We start from the raw sequence: 15,264 nt of genomic DNA, 5'->3' as shown, positions 1-15,264 counted from the left end.
CTCCGCCGTTTAGAAGGCAAGCCCGACGTACTTGGTCTCGAGGTACTCCTCGATGCCCTCCGTGCCGCCCTCGCGACCGAAGCCGCTCGACTTCATGCCACCGAACGGTGCGGCCGGGTTGGAGACGATGCCCTGGTTGATGCCAACCATCCCGGTGTCGAGTGCCTCGTAGACACGCATCGCGCAGGCGTAATCCTGCGTGAACGCGTACGCGACGAGCCCGTACTCGGTGTCGTTGGCCATCCGCAGCGCCTCGGCCTCATCAGTGAAGGTGAAGATCGGCGCGACAGGTCCGAAGATCTCCTCGGTACGCAGCCGGGCCGAGTCAGGCACCTGAGTCAGGACCGTCGGCGGATAGAAGTAGCCGTCGCCCTCGAGCGCGGTGCCGCCAGTGAGCGCCTTCGCTCCCTTGCCAACTGCGTCGTCGACAAGCTCGGCGACCTTGTCGCGCTGCTTGGCTTCGACCAGCGGGCCGACGTCGATTCCGTCATCGGTACCCCGACCGACTGTGAGCGCGGCCATCCTGGCCGACAGTTTGGTGCTGAACTCCTCGGCCACCGATTCATGCACGATGAATCGGTTCGCAGCAGTGCAGGCCTCACCGATGTTGCGCATCTTGGCGAGCATGGCGCCATCGACGGCCTTGTCGAGGTCGGCGTCGTCAAACACCAGGAACGGCGCATTGCCACCCAGCTCCATCGACACCCGCAGGATGCCTTCGGCGCTCTGCGCGATCAGCGTACGGCCGACTTCGGTCGAGCCCGTGAACGTCAGCTTGCGCAGACGGGGGTCTCGGATGATCGGCTCCATGACCGGGCCCGTGTTGGTCGTCGTGACAATGTTGAGCACTCCCTTGGGGAGCCCCGCCTCGGCCAGGATGTCGCCGAGCCGAAGCATCGATAGCGGAGTCAGGGCAGCGGGCTTGACCACCATCGTGCAACCGGCGGCAATGGCGGGTCCGATCTTGCGGGTGCCCATGGCCATCGGAAAGTTCCACGGCGTGATCATCAGGCACGGGCCGACAGGCTGCTTGAGCGTGAGCAGCCGGGTCGCTCCATTGGGCGCCACCGAGTAGCGGCCCGAAATACGTACGGCCTCCTCGGCGAACCACCGGAAGAACTCTGAGGCGTATGCAATCTCCGCCTTGCTCTCCTTGATTGGCTTGCCCATCTCGAGCGTCATGAGCAGAGCCAGCTCGTCAACTTGCTCGGTGATCAGCTCGAATGCGCCGCGAAGGATCTCGCCGCGATCTCGCGGAGCTGTGGCCGCCCACTCGTCCTGCACCGCGACGGCGGCGTCAATTGCTGCCTTGCCGTCAGCCACGCTGGCATCCGCAACGTCGATCAGGTTGGCGCCAGTCGACGGGTCTTCGACACCGAACGTCTTGCCGCCTTCGGCGTCACGCCAGTCGCCGCCGATGAACAGCTGCGGGTGAACGGTGCCGAGCACCTTCTTCTCGTCCGATGCAGTCATGCCGTCACTCTAGGACGACGCACCAGACCTCGTCACTCAGGCGGAACGGCGCGAGCGCAATTTGTAGACAACGAACCACGCGACGGCAGCGACGATCGAGATGACCAGGCCGTACTTGAGCCAGTGCGCGTACTTCTCGACCTTCTCCCAGTTCGAGCCGAGCTGATAGCCGGCCACGATCCATGCGGTGTTCCAGATCAGGCTGCCAGCCAATGTGTAGAACAGGAAGCGGCCAACCGCCATCTTCTCGACTCCGGCCGGAATCGAGATCAGGCTGCGGATCGCCGGGACCATTCGCCCGAGGAGTACCGCGGCAGCGTCGTTACGTGCGAACCACGCGACGCCCTTGTCGATATCGCGAGCGGTCACCAGCGGCACCTTCGACAACAGGGCGCGGGTCCGGTCGAGCCCGAACACTCGTGACAACCAGTAGAGGATCAGCGCGCCACCAACCGAGCCGACAGTCGCAGCGATGATCGCTCCCACGACGCTGAAGTTGCCGGGGACACTCGCGGTGAACCCGGCCAACGGGAGGGCGACCTCGCTCGGCAGGAACGGAAGGATCGTCTCGACGGCGAGGATGAGACCAACGCCAAGCAACCCCAGCGAGTTCATGGTGTCGGCGACAAATCCTGCGAGGCCAGAGTCAGGAACTCCTGACGCGGATGCCAGAGCAGTCAGTAGGGTCACGGGCATGAGCCTAACTCCCACGCTCCAGCGCTCAGCCCTGGTCGCCGGGATCGTCGGACTCGCCCTCATCGGCGGCGGGTTCGTCGTGCTCAACACGTCGGAGGACGAGCAGGGTCAGACTCCAGCCCTGAGCACACCCACCAAGTCACTGGACTTGGTCGCGACGACAACACCCGCCGAGAATGCCGTCGCGGTCTCACGTCGTCTGTACGCCACGTCGCCTGTCGTGCTCGTCGCCAGCTCGGCCGATCAGGCTGCCCAGGAACTCGCAGTCGCTACCGCGACGAAGCTCGCGGTACCCGTCCTGATCGACGATCCGGCGACCGAGGCCGAGGTCGAGCGGCTTGCGCCCTCGAGCGTGCTGACCTTCGGCACGACGGGCTCATACGCGCATGCTCGCCCCGTCACGGCGACGACAGTTGGCAAGGAAGTCGCGCACGTACGCACTGCCTACGACATCGGGTCAGCCCCGAAGCGCTCGGTCATCGTGATGACGGGATCGACAACGAAGAACGCCGCCGCCGTTGGCTCCGCGAGGAACGCAGGTGCGACAGTCCTGGAGCTTCCCGGCGGAGATCCACGTATGGCGCCGGACGCCGTCAAGGCAATCGCCGCTGCTCCCAAAGCTCCTGTGATCGCGCTCGGCCCACGGTTCACCGCCAACCTCGAGTACACCCTCGCTGCCGTCCGATCCGGAGTCGAGCAGTTCGGTGGCGGCTATCTCGCGTTCCCCGGCCGCACGATGATCGCGCTTTACGGTCACCCGTCCACCGAAGCACTCGGCGTGCTCGGTGAGCAGACGGTCGCCGCGACGGTCAGGCGAGCCAAGGTGCTTGCAGCGAAGTACCGCAAGATCGTCAAGACACCCGTCGTACCGACGTTCGAGATCATCGCGACCGTTGCGTCCGCCGGCGCAGGCAAGGACAAGAACTACTCAGCCGAAACCAAGATCCGCGAGCTGCTGCCATTGATCGACGCCGCCGAGAAGAACGGCATCTACGTCATCCTTGATCTGCAACCGGGTCGAACCCATTTCCTCGCCCAGGCCAAGCGGTATGAGTCGCTGCTCAAGCGACCGCATGTCGGTCTGGCACTCGATCCGGAGTGGCGCCTGCGAAAGCACCAGAAGCACCTCACGCAGATCGGCAAGGTGTCAGTCCACGAAGTCAACAAGGTCGGCAAATGGCTGGCGAAGTTGACCCGCGATAACAACCTCCCGCAGAAAGTGTTCGTCCTTCACCAGTTCAACATCACCATGATCAAGGGCCGTTCCAAGGTCGTCACCACGCGGCCCGAACTGGCGACCGTGATCCACGTAGATGGGCAGGGCGGGCAGGGCGCCAAACAGGGCACCTGGCACTTCCTGCACAGGAAGGCACCCAAGGGGGTGTTCTGGGGCTGGAAGAACTTCTACGACGAGGACGAGCCGATGCTGACCGTCCCGCAGACCTGGCGACGGGTCAAACCCCACCCCCAGCTCATCAGCTATCAGTAAGTCCTGGTGGTTGAGTAGCCCGAGGTACGAGGGCGTATCGAAACCACGTACGACGAGGTGCTCGCGTTGGGACTACAACCTCACGAGGTTTCGATAGTCCTGGCGGCTTCGCCGCGTTCCACTCAACCTGGTTTCGCGCTCAGGCGCGGGGCGCCTTCGGCTCAACCAAAGTAGTCGCCGGCGGCTGCACCTGGCGGTTCGGCGTCGCGCGCCATCGGTGTGAAGCGCGAGTAGTGGCCCTGGAAGCTGACGGCCACGCGGTTGACCGGACCAGAACGGTTCTTGGCGATGATGATGTCGGCTTCGCCGGGGCGATCGGAGTCGCCGGCGCCGTAGGCGTCGGGACGGTTGAGCAGCATGACGATGTCGGCGTCCTGCTCGATCGACCCGGACTCACGAAGGTCGGACAGCATCGGGGTCTTGTCGGTGCGCTGCTCAGAGCCTCGGTTGAGCTGGCTGATCGCCACGACCGGGATCTCGAGCTCCTTGGCCAACAACTTGATCTGACGCGAGAACTCCGAGACCTCGACCTGACGGTTTTCGACACGCTTGCCGGACGTCATCAGCTGGAGGTAGTCGATCACCATGAAGCCGAGGCCATGGGTCTTCTTGATGCGGCGAGCCTTGGAACGGATCTCAGGCATCGTCATGTTGGCCGAGTCGTCGATGACGATCGGTGCTGCCTGCACTCGCGGCATCGCCTTGGCGATGGCGTCCCAGTCGCGCTGGCTCATGCCGCCGCCGCGCATCTGTGCGACGTTGACCTTGGCTTCGGCGGAGAGCATGCGCATCGCGATCTCAGGTCCCGACATTTCGAGGGAGAAGATGGCGCTAGGAATCTGGTGACGGATCGACGCGGACCTGCAGAAGTCGAGGCCGAGGGTCGACTTGCCGACACCGGGTCGAGCGGCGACGACGATCATCTGGCCCGGACGGAATCCTGTCGTGAGCCGGTCGAGATCGGGGAAGCCCGATGGCACACCATGCATCTCGGTGCCGCGACCCTGGATCTCTTCGATCTCGTCGATCGTCTCCAACATGAGATCGGAGACGTTCTTGTAGTCCTCGGCCGTCTTGGTGCCGTCGACGTCGAGGACTTCCTTTTGCGCCCGGTCGACGATGTCTGAAACCTCGCCCTGACCTGCCTGGCCCAGCTGCGCAATGCGCTGTCCGACTTCGACAAGTCGGCGGAGCACTGCCTTCTCGTGAACGATGTCGGCGTAGAAGTCGACGTTGGCGGCAATCGGAACGCTCGACATGAGCGTATGCAGGTAGGGAGCGCCACCGATACGACCGGCTTCGCCGCGACGCTGCAGCTCGGCAGCGACCGTGATGGCGTCGGCCGGCTCACCGCGGTTGGCGAGTTCGACGATGGTGTCGAAGATCAGCTCATGCGCGGGACGATAGAAGTCGCGTCCGTCGAGGATGTCGGCAGCCGGGTCGATCGCCAGCTTGCTCATCAGCATGGCGCCGAGAACGCTCTGCTCAGCCGCCAAATCCTGCGGCGGCACGCGTCCGGAGCCGGCGTCTTCGCCCGGCCCGGGCGCAGCCTCGTAGAGCTCCGTGACACTCACTGAATGTGACCCTTTCGCACATGCCCGACGCTATGCGTCCCACCCGACAGTTTTCCGCCGACTCGCCACAGTAGGCCGGTGCGTCACCCGGCGATAGACAGGCGCACACAGGGGGTGTGGGTAACCCAATCCAGCCTGGGGAAAACGCCGGGTTCCCATGTGCACAGTCCGTGGACGAAGGTGTGGAAAAGAAGTGGACCAAGAATCCATTTATGGCGCTGACCTGCAGCAATGTATGCGCACCGATGTGGAGACAAAATACTTGACCACTGTTTTTCGTCCACGACCGCCTGTTCATACACTTGTCGACATTTGGTGCGGATTCGGCGGTATGGCTAGCAGATCGCTACCGCCGAGGGTGCCGATTCTTAGCATCTGGGCACGCCGGATTCCTGCCCTAAACAGGGCGATCACGCGCGATTCAGCTACGCGGCGCTGACGAACCCGACAATCGTCCAGTCGGGCTGTTCAAACTGCGCTGCACCGTAGTTGCGGAGGTCCTCGCGCACGGCCATCACAATCGGGGTCACAGCAAGCGGAACCATCGCCGGCTCGGCGAAGATGCGGCGATCAAGTCGCGCGATACGCGTGAATCGCAGCGCGTCATCGAGGGTTGCGGCAGCCGTGTCGAACGCGTCATTGATGTCGCCATCGGCCACGCCGGTGAAGTTCTGGCTGGAGTCGATCGGGTTGAAGCGAGACTGTGCTTCGGCGATCGGGAAGGCCGAGCCACGCCACGCGAACGTCACGATGTCGAAGTCGAGTGCGACGACATGCTTGGCGAAGAAATCAGCCGCGGGAACGTTCTTGAGCTTCACCTGGATACCGACCTTGTCGAGGTCTGCCTTGATGGCTTCAGCCCGGGCGAGGTTGGTTGGGGTGTCGATCGGTACCGGCATCCGCAGAGTGAGCTTCTTGCCCTTGCGCACCATCACTCCGTCAGCACCGGCCTTGTAGCCCGCCTTGGCCAGCAGCTGCTTGGCTTCCTTGCGATCGAAGGCAATCGCCGACGACGAGTCGGCGTAGCCACGCTGTCCAGGGACATAGACCAGGCTTCCGGGAGTCACGCCGTCCAAGCCGAAGTTGCCCGAGACAGCATCGGCAATCTTGGAGCGGTCGATCGCGCGAGAGACCGCGCGACGAACGTCTGCGTCCTTGAGCGGTCCGCGTGCACCGTTGAATGTCAGCTGGGACCACTCGATGCCAGCGGCCTGCTGGATAGTGCCGTGACTGCGCGTCGACGAGTAGGTCGTCGCGTCAACGTTGATCGCGTCCAGCTCGTCCTCCGTGTAGGCCTTGGCCTGTACGTCAGGGGCGGCAATGCGCCAGACGATCGAGCCGAGCTTGGGCTTCGTGCCCCACCACCGCGGGTTGGGCTTCTCGGTGACCGTTCCGGTCTTGGCGTCGATCGACGTCACCATGAAGGGCCCGTTGGAGGACGGCGCCCTCTTGGCGAATCCTGAGTTGAACGTCTTGGCACTGTTGCTGACGTTGGCCGGCAGGTGCGGGTAGATGTAGCGCGGCCACTCGGCTGTTGGCTCGCTGAACGCGACGTCGTACGCGTAGCGACCATCGGGCGTGACGTCGGAGATGTCTTCGTAGCCCTCAGTTGAGCTGACCTCGAAGTCGTTGTCTTCGCCGTTCTGCGCCTTCCAGAACGCGACCATGTCCTTGGAGGTGATGGGCGCACCGCCCTGCCAGACGGCCTTGGGGTTGAGCTTGACCTGAATCGTCAGGGGGCTCTGGCTCGTCACCTTGACCGAGCTGGCGTAGTCGGTGTCGACGCGCCAGTCTCCGTCCTTGGTGACACGCACCGCGCTGCCCGACGTCGGGCCGAGGATGGTCTGCGCGTCCGACATGGCGCCATCCGCGTGCTGCGGATTGAAGTTGGTCGGAAGGGCTGTCACCGCGAGCCGCAGGTCGCCACCCTGGGCAACCTTGGCGGCCGAGGCAGCCTTCCAGTCGGTGTTGGGCAGCGATTTGCCGACCACCGGCTTCGGCGCGTCATCGTCGCCGGGAAGCAGAGAACAAGCCGACAAGACGAGCGCACCTGCCATCAGCAGGGATGCGCCCTTCAGGGGGAAAGTTCGCTTGGCCATACATGACCACCGATGCCCGGCGCCTCTACATGGGAGGTCGCCGGGCCGGGTGGACTACTTCGAAGCCACCACGTTGAGCTTGACCTGCGCGCTCACTTCGGGGTGGACCCGGACCGAAACGGTGTGGGCTCCGAGCGACTTGATCGGGTTGCCGACCTCAATGCGTCGCTTGTCGACCTTGGCACCAGCGACAGCAAGTGCGTCGGCGATGTCGGAGACCGTGACGGCGCCAAAGAGGCGGCCGCCCGTACCGGCGCGAACCGGAACGTTGATCGGGTTGGCCTCGAGGTTGCCCCTGATGCTCTGGGCTTCTTCGAGGTCGTGGATGGCGTGCGCGTCACGCGCTGCCTTGATGGACTCGACCTGCTTGGCGCCGCCCTTGGTCCAGCGGATGGCGAAGTTGCGGGGCAGCAGGAAGTTGCGGCCGTAGCCGTCCTTGACCTCGACGATGTCGCCGGGTGCACCGAGGTTGGTGACCTCGTGGGTGAGGATGAGCTTCATTGTCAGATCCCCTTAGCGGCTGTTGGACGTGTAAGGCAGGAGAGCCATCTCGCGGGCGTTCTTGATTGCCTTGGCGATCAGACGCTGCTCCTGCACGGAGACACCCGTCACTCGACGCGCGCGGATCTTGCCGCGGTCAGAGATGAACTTGCGCAGCAGCGCGGTGTCCTTGTAATCGATTTCGGTGACCTTGGCCGCAGTGAGCGGGTTGCTCTTCTTCTTCGGCTTTCGGACTACTGGCTTAGCCATGTTGCTCCTGGTGAATGTGTCTTAAGAGTTGATGTTTAGAAGGGGGGCTCGTCGGTCGTACCGGCGCTGCCACCCCACGCTGCCCCACCCTGCTGTGCTGCAGGCGCTGCGGGCTGAGTAGACCACGGGTTGCTGTCTCCAGCAGGTGCGCCTCCGCCAGCGTTGCCGCCGCCGAAGTCACCGCCACCCGAACGGTTGGCCTTGGTGACCTTGGCCGTCGCGTAACGGAGCGAGGGACCGATCTCGTCGACATTGATTTCGACGCTCGTGCCCTTCGAGCCGTCCTGGCGCTCGTAGTTGCGCACCTTGAGGGCGCCCGTCACGATGACGCGCTGACCCTTCTGGAGCGACTCTGCACAGTTCTCGGCGAGCTGGCGCCATGCGGCACAGCGAATGAACAGCGCGTCGCCGTCCTTCCACTCGTTCGTCTGACGATCGAACGTACGAGGTGTCGAAGCGACGGTGAAGTTGGCAACTGCGGCGCCCGACGGAGTGAACTTGAGCTCCGGGTCGTCGGTCAGGTTGCCGATGACGGTGATGACTGTTTCGCCTGCCATGATGCGCAGCCTTTCGAAAGTGGGATGTCTGAGTTCAGTGAACCTCAGCCCTGTGACATCCGGTTAGGGGTAGTCCACAGGGCAGATGGTCACTTGACGTCGGGGCGCGTGACCTTCGTACGGACGACGGACTCGTTCAGCGTGAGCTGACGGTCGAGCTCCTTGACCGTGGCCGGCTCAGCGGAGAGCTGGACGACGGCGTAGATGCCTTCAGACTTCTTGTTGATCTCGTACGCGAGGCGGCGCTTGCCCCACACGTCGACGCTCTCAACAGTTCCGCCATCCTGGCGAACAACGTTGAGGTAGGTGTCGAGGCTGGGAGCGACAGTTCGCTCTTCGAGATCCGGGTCAAGGATGACCATGACCTCATAGGGACGCAATGACATTCAGTCTCCTTCGGACTAAACGGCTACGGGGTCTCCGTAGCAGGAGTGGGCTACCCAAATAGGCAACCGTGAAAGTCTACGGGAACACCGGCATCCGAGGCCAATCGCCAGATAGGGGCTTAGAGGCCACGCTTCCAGATGACCTCTTCGTGGAGCTTGCGGCTGCGCCAGCCATCAGCCGTACGGATCAGCGTGTGGTGGTACATCCCGCCGACCTCGACGACCTTCTGTCCGCCCTGGCCGTCATCCATCAGCATCGGGTTGTCGAAGTACGCCGTCACGTCGGCCTCGTCGCCGCGCAGCGTGTAGTCGAGCTGGCCCAGTGTGTGCATCCGCTTGGAGAAGAACATCGGCAGCATCTCGGCGAGCCACGGCTTGACCTCGGCGAACCCAGCGGCAATCCCGCCGGACTCGGTGTAGTCGATCTGAGCGTCCGGAGTGAACACGGTGTCGAGCTTGTCCCAGTCGCCCGTGTCGATGGCGCGGGTGTAGCGAGTGAGTACGTCTGCGATCTCGAGACGGTCGCTGATCTCCTGAAGGTCCATACGGGCACTCTGGCAGAAAACTGGAACACGTTCTAGTCTGTGCGAATGCGCTTTACGTATGCCGAGGCAATGACCCAGGCCGATTACTACGCCCCGCTCGCCCAAGCAGCAGAGGCCGCGGGCTACACGTCGATGACGGTCGCTGACTCGCTGATCTATCCGAAGGACTCCGACTCGAAGTACCCCTACACGGACACCGGAGACCGCGAGTTCCTCGACGGCAAGGAATTCATCGAGGCGATGATCCTCTGCGCGCACCTGTTCGCCGTCACCACGACGCTGCGCCTGACGCCGTTCGTGCTCAAGCTCCCCGTACGCCCGCCGGTGCTGGTCGCCAAGCAGGCGTCGTCGCTGGCGTTCCTGTCAGGCAACCGCCTCGGACTCGGTGTCGGCATCTCGCCGTGGCCCGAGGACTTCGCCAACCTGCAGGTCGACTGGGCTCGCCGCGGCAAGCGCATGGACGAGTGCATGGACATCCTGAGTGGCCTCACCCGTGGTGAGTTCTTCGGCTACAAGGGCGAGTTCTACGAAATCGACGAGCTCAAACTGGCCCCCGGCGCAACCGAGAAGATCCCACTCCTGGTCGGCGGTCACGTCGATCTCGCGCTGCGCCGCGCCGTTCGCAAGGGCGACGGCTGGATGCACGCCGGCGGCGACGGTGAAGAACTCGACCGCCTCCTCGTACGTCTCGCCGAGATCCGTAAGGAAGAGGGCGACACCCGCGACGACTTCGAGGTCCACGTCATCTCGTACGACGCGTACGACCTCGACGGCATCAAGCGCCTCGAGGACAAGGGCGTCACCGATTGCATCGTCGGCTTCCGGGTGCCCTACATCAAGGGTCCGGACACCGAGCCGCTCGACAAGAAGATCCGTCACCTCGAGCAGTACGCGGAGAACATCATTCACAAGTTGTGACGCAGGTCACACTCTGAGTTGTCCGAACCGGGCTGCGCCATTCGTCCCATCGGTGAGACGTTCACATCCACCAGCGAAAGGTACGACCATGACTCAGTACGCAGCCCTCATCTACACCGCCGACACCGACCCGTCAGAAGAGACCGGCACGTTGTATGACGAGTTCGGCAACAACAACGGCGCTTCACTCCGCGGTGGAGCCGGGCTCCACCCGACCTCGACTGCCACGACCGTTCGCGTCCAGGGCGGCCGAGGTGGCGACGTCGTCACGACCGACGGACCCTTCGCCGAAGCTCGCGAGGTCCTCGCTGGCTTCTACCTGATCGAAGCAGCCGATCTCGACGAGGCCGTCAAGATCGCGGCGCAGATCCCCGGTGCTTGGGAGGGCGGCGTAGAGCTGCGTCCCACACTGGACATGTGACCGAAGCATCCTCGGCGCTGGCCGAGATCGTTCGAGGTGAGGGTCGTCGCGTGCTGGCGACCCTCATCCGGACGACCGGCAGCGTCACGCTCGCCGAGGACGCCGTACAAGAAGCCGCCATCGAGGCGCTCAAACACTGGACCGCCGAGGGCCTCCCTGACAATCCGCGCGCATGGCTGACGACCGTCGCGCGCCGCAAAGCCGTCGACATGATCCGGCGCGACGCCAACCGTACGGACAAGGAGGTGGAGGCCATGGACCTGACCGGACCGGCACCCGACCTCCCGGAATCTGTTGTACGCGACGATCTCCTGCGGTTGGTCTTCACCTGTTGTCACCCGAGCCTGTCGCACGCCTCGCAGACGACTCTCAGTCTCAACACGCTGTGTGGTCTGAGCATCGCCGACTGTGCGCGGCTGATGCTGACGACCGAGACCGCGATGGCCCGCCGGCTGGGTCGCGTCAAGCAGAAGATTGCCGTCGCCGGAATCCCCTATCGGATCCCGTCGGATGCTGAGCTGCCCGAAAGGCTGGATGCCGTCGCCTCGACGGCGTACCTGATGTTCACCGCCGGAATTGCCGGCGAAACCGTACGCCCAGAGCTCTGCGATGAGGCCATCCGACTCGCGCGGCTGCTCGGCGAACTGATGCCGGACGAGTCGTCACTACAAGGACTGCTCGCACTGATGCTGCTCACGGACGCCCGCCGTATGACTCGCATCGACGCAGCCGGAGACCTCGTCCTTCTGGCCGACCAGGACCGCTCGCAATGGGATCGCGCCAAGATCGCCGATGGGCTCGAACTGGTCGAACGTGCGCTCAAGCGATCCCGGCATCGTGCCGGTCGCTTCGAGCTGCAGGCTGCAATCGCGGCCGTCCATGCGTCAGCGACGTCGAGCGACGACACCGACTGGGCCGACATCGTCGAGTTGTACGACGCGTTACTGCTCGTCGAGCCGACCGACGTAGTGCGCCTCAACCGAGGAGTCGCACTCGGCGAACGCGACGGCCCGGCGGCTGGCCTCGCAGCTCTCGACGAGCTCGAAGGTCTCGACCGCTTTCATCTGTGGCATGCGTGCCGCGCGGAACTACTCGTACGTATTGGCCGTACCGGCGAAGCCGCCGCGGCATTCGATGCTGCACTCTCGTGCGACCCACCAGCCGCAGATCGTCGCCATCTGGAGCGACGGATTGCGGCTAGTCGCTGACGAGGTCGATCGCGAGCATTTTGTCCGTGTCGTAGTTGATCGAGGTGATGACGCGCTGGGCCGAACCCGCGAAGCGGGACCGGAACTCTGCGCGCGCCGTGTCGAGATCACCGACGACCGCGAACATCTCCAGGACCTCGTCCGGGATGAGGTCGCCGAGTTCGGTCCACCGACCGCTCTTGGTGTACGCGTGCGCATCCTTGTGCAGATCGCCCCACCCGTGGTGTTCAAGCACCGGGACGTACGCCGGTGTCGACGCGTAGAAGCCGATCTGACGCTTGGTGCCGGCGATCGCTGCTGCCACGTCCTCATCGGTTCGACCTGTCGCAACCATGCAGAGCACCGATGTCGTGAACGGCTCGTCGGCATGGGCACCACCAGCACGACCAGCGGCCACGGTCGGGACGATGACCTCGTCGAGGTAGCTGCGCGAAAGCAGCGGATGACAGATCAGTCCGTCGGCGACAGCGCCTGTGGCAGCCAGCATCCGTGGTCCGACGGCCGCCAGCCAGATCGGCGGAGGACCGCCATCGATCGGACCCGGGTTGAACAGCGGCGGCAGGAGGGTGTGGTTGTAGAAGTCGCCCTGGAAGTCGAGCTTCTCGCCGTTCTGGAAGCTGTCGAAGATCGCTCGCAGCGCCTCGACGTACTCCGACATCCGAGGTGCAGGACTGGACCACGGCATATCGAAACGTCGGGTGATGTGCGGCTTGATCTGGGTTCCGAGCCCAAGGATGAGTCGCCCACCGCTCAGCCGGTGCACGTCCCAGGCCGAGTAGGCCGTCGACATCGGCGTACGAGCGAACGCAATCGCGACCGAGCTGCCGATCTGGATTTTGCTCGAGGCCTGGCCTGCAAGCGCGAGCGCGATGTACGGATCGTGGGCGGCTTCGGCGACGAACAACCCACCGACTCCACGTGCTTCGGCTTCTTTTGCAACGCCGGCGATTTCGGCGGCGTCACCATGGAATGCAATGTCGAGGATCGGATCAGTCACGCGCCTGAGCATAGGGTCCCGGTTATCTTCGAGGTGTGGACTTGGAGATCGTCACACTCGTCGTGTCACCGCGGCACGCGTACGAGGGCCGTCCTACGGATGGTGTGGCACCGTTCGACGGGGTCGAGGTCGTCGACTCGGTACGCGTACGAGCGCACAAAGGACTCGTCGGCGATCGCTACTTCGGCACGAAGTTCGCATACGCCTCAGTGACCCTCATTGCCGAGGAGTCAATCCACTGGCTCGAGGGTGAGTTGGCGGCAGGGCCGTTCGATCCTTCGCTGGCCCGGCGCAACGTCGTGACCCGCGGGCTCGACGTCGACGCTCTCGTTCGGATGTCATTCACCCTCGACTCAGGCAGCGGGCCGATCCGGTTCAGGTCGATCACCCCGGCCAACCCCTGCGCGTGGATGAACGAGGCCTTCGCTCCGGGCGCGCACCAGGCGCTGCGGGGCCGCGGCGGCATCCGCTGCGAGCCGCTCGACGACGGGGACCTGTCGGTCGGCCGCGCGACGATCAGCGACATCGAGCCACTGCCGCCTGAAGAGCTCAACCGCCGGGTCAAAGCGGCGACGACCTAGCCCTCTGCGGTGACCTTGATCCGCTCGAGCGTCGCGCGCATGCCCTCGAGAAGTGTCTTCGTGAACTCGTCCTGACCTCCCATGAACCCGTCGGTGAGCTCGTGGGAGAGATCGGAGATGCCGTCCGGCGTCACGCGCCGCTGGGTCAGCACCGTCCCCTCAGCCGACGGGGCGAGTGCGAACGACCACACGGCCCAGTTCTCCTCAACGCGGAACGCAATCTCGCGTCCGACCTCAAAGCGAACGATCTCGGCGTGGGTCGTCCACTCCAACTCTCCAAGCTTGTTGCGGTTGGTGAACTGGGCGCCGAGCTCACAGGTCTCGAAGCCGTCACGCAGCCTGGTCGAGGTGACCTGCGGACTCCATTCGGACATGAGTCGTACGTCGCTCACCAAGTCCCAGACAACCCCCACTTCTGCTGCGATCTCGACGGACTGCTCGAGCAGGGGGCGAACGGCGTTGGCATCATCCATGCGCCGAGCCTAAAGGTCGGCGGACACCTTCCAGAGATCGACGCCCTTGGCATCGCCGGCGAACGTATCGATCGCCGCGAGCTCTTCGTCGGTGAAGTCAGTGTTGGCGGCGGCCGCGAGGTTCTCGTCGAGCTGGGCTGTCGACGAGGCTCCGATCAGTGCGGAGGTCACACCTCCTGGACGCAGGATCCAGGAGATCGCCATCTGCGCGAGTGACTGATTGCGCATCTTCGCAATGTCGGCGAGACCCTGAAGTCGCTCAAGGTTGTCCTTCGTGAGTACGCCCTCGTCCAGGCTTCCGCGGTTGACGGCGCGCTCGACCGGATCCGTGCCGAGGTAGCGATCCGTCAGCAGCCCCTGTGCCAGCGGCGAGAAGCCGATCGACCCGAGGCCGTGATCGTCGAGCACTGTCAGCAATCCACCTTCGACCCACCGGTTGAGCATCGAGTAGGACGGCTGGTGGATCACCAACGGCGTACCCAAGTCACGCGCGACAGCTATGGCCTCCGCCGTGCGTTCGGGTGAGTACGACGAAATGCCCGCGTACAACGCCTTGCCCTGTCCGACGGCGGTATCGAGCGCCATGATCGTCTCCTCGACCGGAGTGCCCGGATCGGCGCGGTGCGAGTAGAAGATGTCGACGTAGTCGACGCTCATCCGCTCCAGCGATGCATCGAGGCTCGACAGGAGGTACTTGCGCGAGCCGAGCTTCCCGTACGGGCCTGGCCACATCTCCCAACCGGCCTTGCTCGAGAGGATCAGCTCATCGCGGTACGGCTTGAAGTCCGTACGCATCATGCGGCCGAAGTTCTCCTCCGCAGAGCCAAACGGAGGTCCGTAGTTGTTGGCCAGGTCGAAGTGCGTGATGCCCTTGTCGAACGCGTGACGCAGCACCTCGCGCTGAGTGGCGAACGGTCGGTCGTCTCCGAAGTTCCACCAAAGACCAAGCGAAATCGGCGGCAACAGCAGACCCGTCGTACCGACCCTGCGGTAGTCGAGGTGCTGGTAGCGATCCTCGGCAGCGACGTACGGGCGGTGGGTGTCGGGGACGGCGTCGGCGTAGTAGCGCTCTTCGGTCATGGCGACCACGCTAGCGC

General features: G+C 64.1%; 17 protein-coding genes. 5 read left to right on the top strand and 12 right to left on the bottom strand.

Annotated elements, in window-relative coordinates:
• Positions 1-9 precede the first annotated feature (9 nt).
• Both J2X11_RS02030 and J2X11_RS02025 read right to left on the bottom strand, forming a co-directional pair.
• Positions 10-1,473: an NAD-dependent succinate-semialdehyde dehydrogenase gene (locus tag J2X11_RS02030; protein WP_309966112.1), complete on the bottom strand. Its 1,464-nt coding sequence runs from the start codon at positions 1,471-1,473 to the stop codon at positions 10-12.
• A gap of 36 nt (positions 1,474-1,509) precedes the next feature.
• Positions 1,510-2,163 (bottom strand): DedA family protein, encoded by a 654-nt coding sequence (locus J2X11_RS02025; protein WP_309966109.1) that lies wholly within the window; start codon positions 2,161-2,163, stop codon positions 1,510-1,512.
• A 4-nt stretch (positions 2,164-2,167) separates the two neighbouring features.
• Here J2X11_RS02025 and J2X11_RS02020 point away from each other — a divergent pair, with 4 nt between their 5' ends.
• Positions 2,168-3,658: a hypothetical protein gene (locus tag J2X11_RS02020; RefSeq protein WP_309966106.1), complete on the top strand. Its 1,491-nt coding sequence runs from the start codon at positions 2,168-2,170 to the stop codon at positions 3,656-3,658.
• Positions 3,659-3,819: 161 nt separating this feature from the next.
• On the opposite strand, the gene dnaB is transcribed toward J2X11_RS02020, so the two are convergent.
• The 7 genes from dnaB to J2X11_RS01985 form a co-directional block, all read right to left on the bottom strand.
• Complete coding sequence (gene dnaB / locus J2X11_RS02015) at positions 3,820-5,232, bottom strand: replicative DNA helicase (RefSeq protein ID WP_309966103.1); 1,413 nt, start codon at positions 5,230-5,232, stop codon at positions 3,820-3,822.
• Positions 5,233-5,657: 425 nt separating this feature from the next.
• The gene (locus tag J2X11_RS02010; protein ID WP_309966100.1) at positions 5,658-7,331 is read right to left on the bottom strand and encodes an ABC transporter family substrate-binding protein; all 1,674 of its coding nucleotides are present in this window, start codon (positions 7,329-7,331) and stop codon (positions 5,658-5,660) included.
• A gap of 54 nt (positions 7,332-7,385) precedes the next feature.
• Positions 7,386-7,832 (bottom strand): 50S ribosomal protein L9, encoded by a 447-nt coding sequence (gene rplI, locus J2X11_RS02005; RefSeq protein WP_309966097.1) that lies wholly within the window; start codon positions 7,830-7,832, stop codon positions 7,386-7,388.
• Between the two features lie 12 nt (positions 7,833-7,844).
• Positions 7,845-8,081 carry a 30S ribosomal protein S18 gene (rpsR, locus tag J2X11_RS02000; protein WP_309966094.1) on the bottom strand — a complete coding sequence of 79 codons (237 nt, stop codon included), beginning with the start codon at positions 8,079-8,081 and terminating at the stop codon, positions 7,845-7,847.
• Positions 8,082-8,116: 35 nt separating this feature from the next.
• Positions 8,117-8,638: a single-stranded DNA-binding protein gene (locus tag J2X11_RS01995; protein ID WP_309966091.1), complete on the bottom strand. Its 522-nt coding sequence runs from the start codon at positions 8,636-8,638 to the stop codon at positions 8,117-8,119.
• An 89-nt stretch (positions 8,639-8,727) separates the two neighbouring features.
• Positions 8,728-9,018, bottom strand: a complete 291-nt coding sequence (gene rpsF / locus J2X11_RS01990) for a 30S ribosomal protein S6 (protein ID WP_309972270.1) — start codon at positions 9,016-9,018, stop codon at positions 8,728-8,730.
• Between the two features lie 125 nt (positions 9,019-9,143).
• On the bottom strand, positions 9,144-9,569 hold the full coding sequence (locus J2X11_RS01985; protein WP_309966087.1) for a nuclear transport factor 2 family protein: 426 nt from the start codon (positions 9,567-9,569) through the stop codon (positions 9,144-9,146).
• A 45-nt stretch (positions 9,570-9,614) separates the two neighbouring features.
• On the opposite strand from J2X11_RS01985, the gene J2X11_RS01980 reads away from it, so the two are divergent.
• From J2X11_RS01980 to J2X11_RS01970, 3 genes are all read left to right on the top strand, one after another.
• Positions 9,615-10,487 carry a TIGR03619 family F420-dependent LLM class oxidoreductase gene (locus tag J2X11_RS01980; RefSeq protein WP_309966084.1) on the top strand — a complete coding sequence of 291 codons (873 nt, stop codon included), beginning with the start codon at positions 9,615-9,617 and terminating at the stop codon, positions 10,485-10,487.
• Between the two features lie 88 nt (positions 10,488-10,575).
• A complete protein-coding gene (locus tag J2X11_RS01975) occupies positions 10,576-10,908 on the top strand; it encodes a YciI family protein (protein ID WP_309966081.1) in 333 nt (110 codons plus the stop codon).
• On the top strand, positions 10,905-12,116 hold the full coding sequence (locus J2X11_RS01970) for an RNA polymerase sigma factor (protein WP_309966079.1): 1,212 nt from the start codon (positions 10,905-10,907) through the stop codon (positions 12,114-12,116). Before J2X11_RS01975 ends, J2X11_RS01970 begins: the two co-directional genes overlap by 4 nt.
• On the opposite strand, the gene J2X11_RS01965 is transcribed toward J2X11_RS01970, so the two are convergent.
• On the bottom strand, positions 12,106-13,113 hold the full coding sequence (locus J2X11_RS01965) for a TIGR03617 family F420-dependent LLM class oxidoreductase (RefSeq protein WP_309966076.1): 1,008 nt from the start codon (positions 13,111-13,113) through the stop codon (positions 12,106-12,108). The two genes, J2X11_RS01970 and J2X11_RS01965, sit on opposite strands and share 11 nt — an antisense overlap.
• 35 nt (positions 13,114-13,148) lie before the next feature.
• Between J2X11_RS01965 and J2X11_RS01960 the strand changes: the two genes are divergently transcribed.
• Positions 13,149-13,694, top strand: coding sequence for an MOSC domain-containing protein (locus J2X11_RS01960; protein WP_309966073.1), 546 nt, complete (start codon positions 13,149-13,151; stop codon positions 13,692-13,694).
• On the opposite strand, the gene J2X11_RS01955 is transcribed toward J2X11_RS01960, so the two are convergent.
• Positions 13,691-14,167: an SRPBCC family protein gene (locus tag J2X11_RS01955; RefSeq protein ID WP_309966070.1), complete on the bottom strand. Its 477-nt coding sequence runs from the start codon at positions 14,165-14,167 to the stop codon at positions 13,691-13,693. The two genes, J2X11_RS01960 and J2X11_RS01955, sit on opposite strands and share 4 nt — an antisense overlap.
• Before the next feature lie 9 nt (positions 14,168-14,176).
• Positions 14,177-15,247 (bottom strand): aldo/keto reductase, encoded by a 1,071-nt coding sequence (locus J2X11_RS01950; RefSeq protein ID WP_309966067.1) that lies wholly within the window; start codon positions 15,245-15,247, stop codon positions 14,177-14,179.
• Positions 15,248-15,264 lie beyond the last annotated feature (17 nt).

Source organism: Aeromicrobium panaciterrae, from assembly GCF_031457275.1.
Lineage (GTDB): Bacteria > Actinomycetota > Actinomycetes > Propionibacteriales > Nocardioidaceae > Aeromicrobium > Aeromicrobium panaciterrae_A.
The sequence above is the reverse complement of the archived record's forward strand: the minus strand, read 5'-3'. Positions and strand labels throughout refer to the sequence as shown.

Excerpts from the sequence above, each read along its gene's own strand:
- J2X11_RS02030 (WP_309966112.1), bottom strand. The coding sequence starts at position 1,473 with ATGACTGCATCGGACGAGAAGAAGGTGCTCGGCACCGTTCACCCGCAG.
- J2X11_RS02020 (WP_309966106.1), top strand. The coding sequence starts at position 2,168 with ATGAGCCTAACTCCCACGCTCCAGCGCTCAGCCCTGGTCGCCGGGATC.
- J2X11_RS02010 (WP_309966100.1), bottom strand. The coding sequence starts at position 7,331 with ATGGCCAAGCGAACTTTCCCCCTGAAGGGCGCATCCCTGCTGATGGCA.
- rplI (WP_309966097.1), bottom strand. The coding sequence starts at position 7,832 with ATGAAGCTCATCCTCACCCACGAGGTCACCAACCTCGGTGCACCCGGC.
- rpsR (WP_309966094.1), bottom strand. The coding sequence starts at position 8,081 with ATGGCTAAGCCAGTAGTCCGAAAGCCGAAGAAGAAGAGCAACCCGCTC.
- J2X11_RS01995 (WP_309966091.1), bottom strand. The coding sequence starts at position 8,638 with ATGGCAGGCGAAACAGTCATCACCGTCATCGGCAACCTGACCGACGAC.
- J2X11_RS01985 (WP_309966087.1), bottom strand. The coding sequence starts at position 9,569 with ATGGACCTTCAGGAGATCAGCGACCGTCTCGAGATCGCAGACGTACTC.
- J2X11_RS01980 (WP_309966084.1), top strand. The coding sequence starts at position 9,615 with ATGCGCTTTACGTATGCCGAGGCAATGACCCAGGCCGATTACTACGCC.
- J2X11_RS01975 (WP_309966081.1), top strand. The coding sequence starts at position 10,576 with ATGACTCAGTACGCAGCCCTCATCTACACCGCCGACACCGACCCGTCA.
- J2X11_RS01955 (WP_309966070.1), bottom strand. The coding sequence starts at position 14,167 with ATGGATGATGCCAACGCCGTTCGCCCCCTGCTCGAGCAGTCCGTCGAG.
- J2X11_RS01950 (WP_309966067.1), bottom strand. The coding sequence starts at position 15,247 with ATGACCGAAGAGCGCTACTACGCCGACGCCGTCCCCGACACCCACCGC.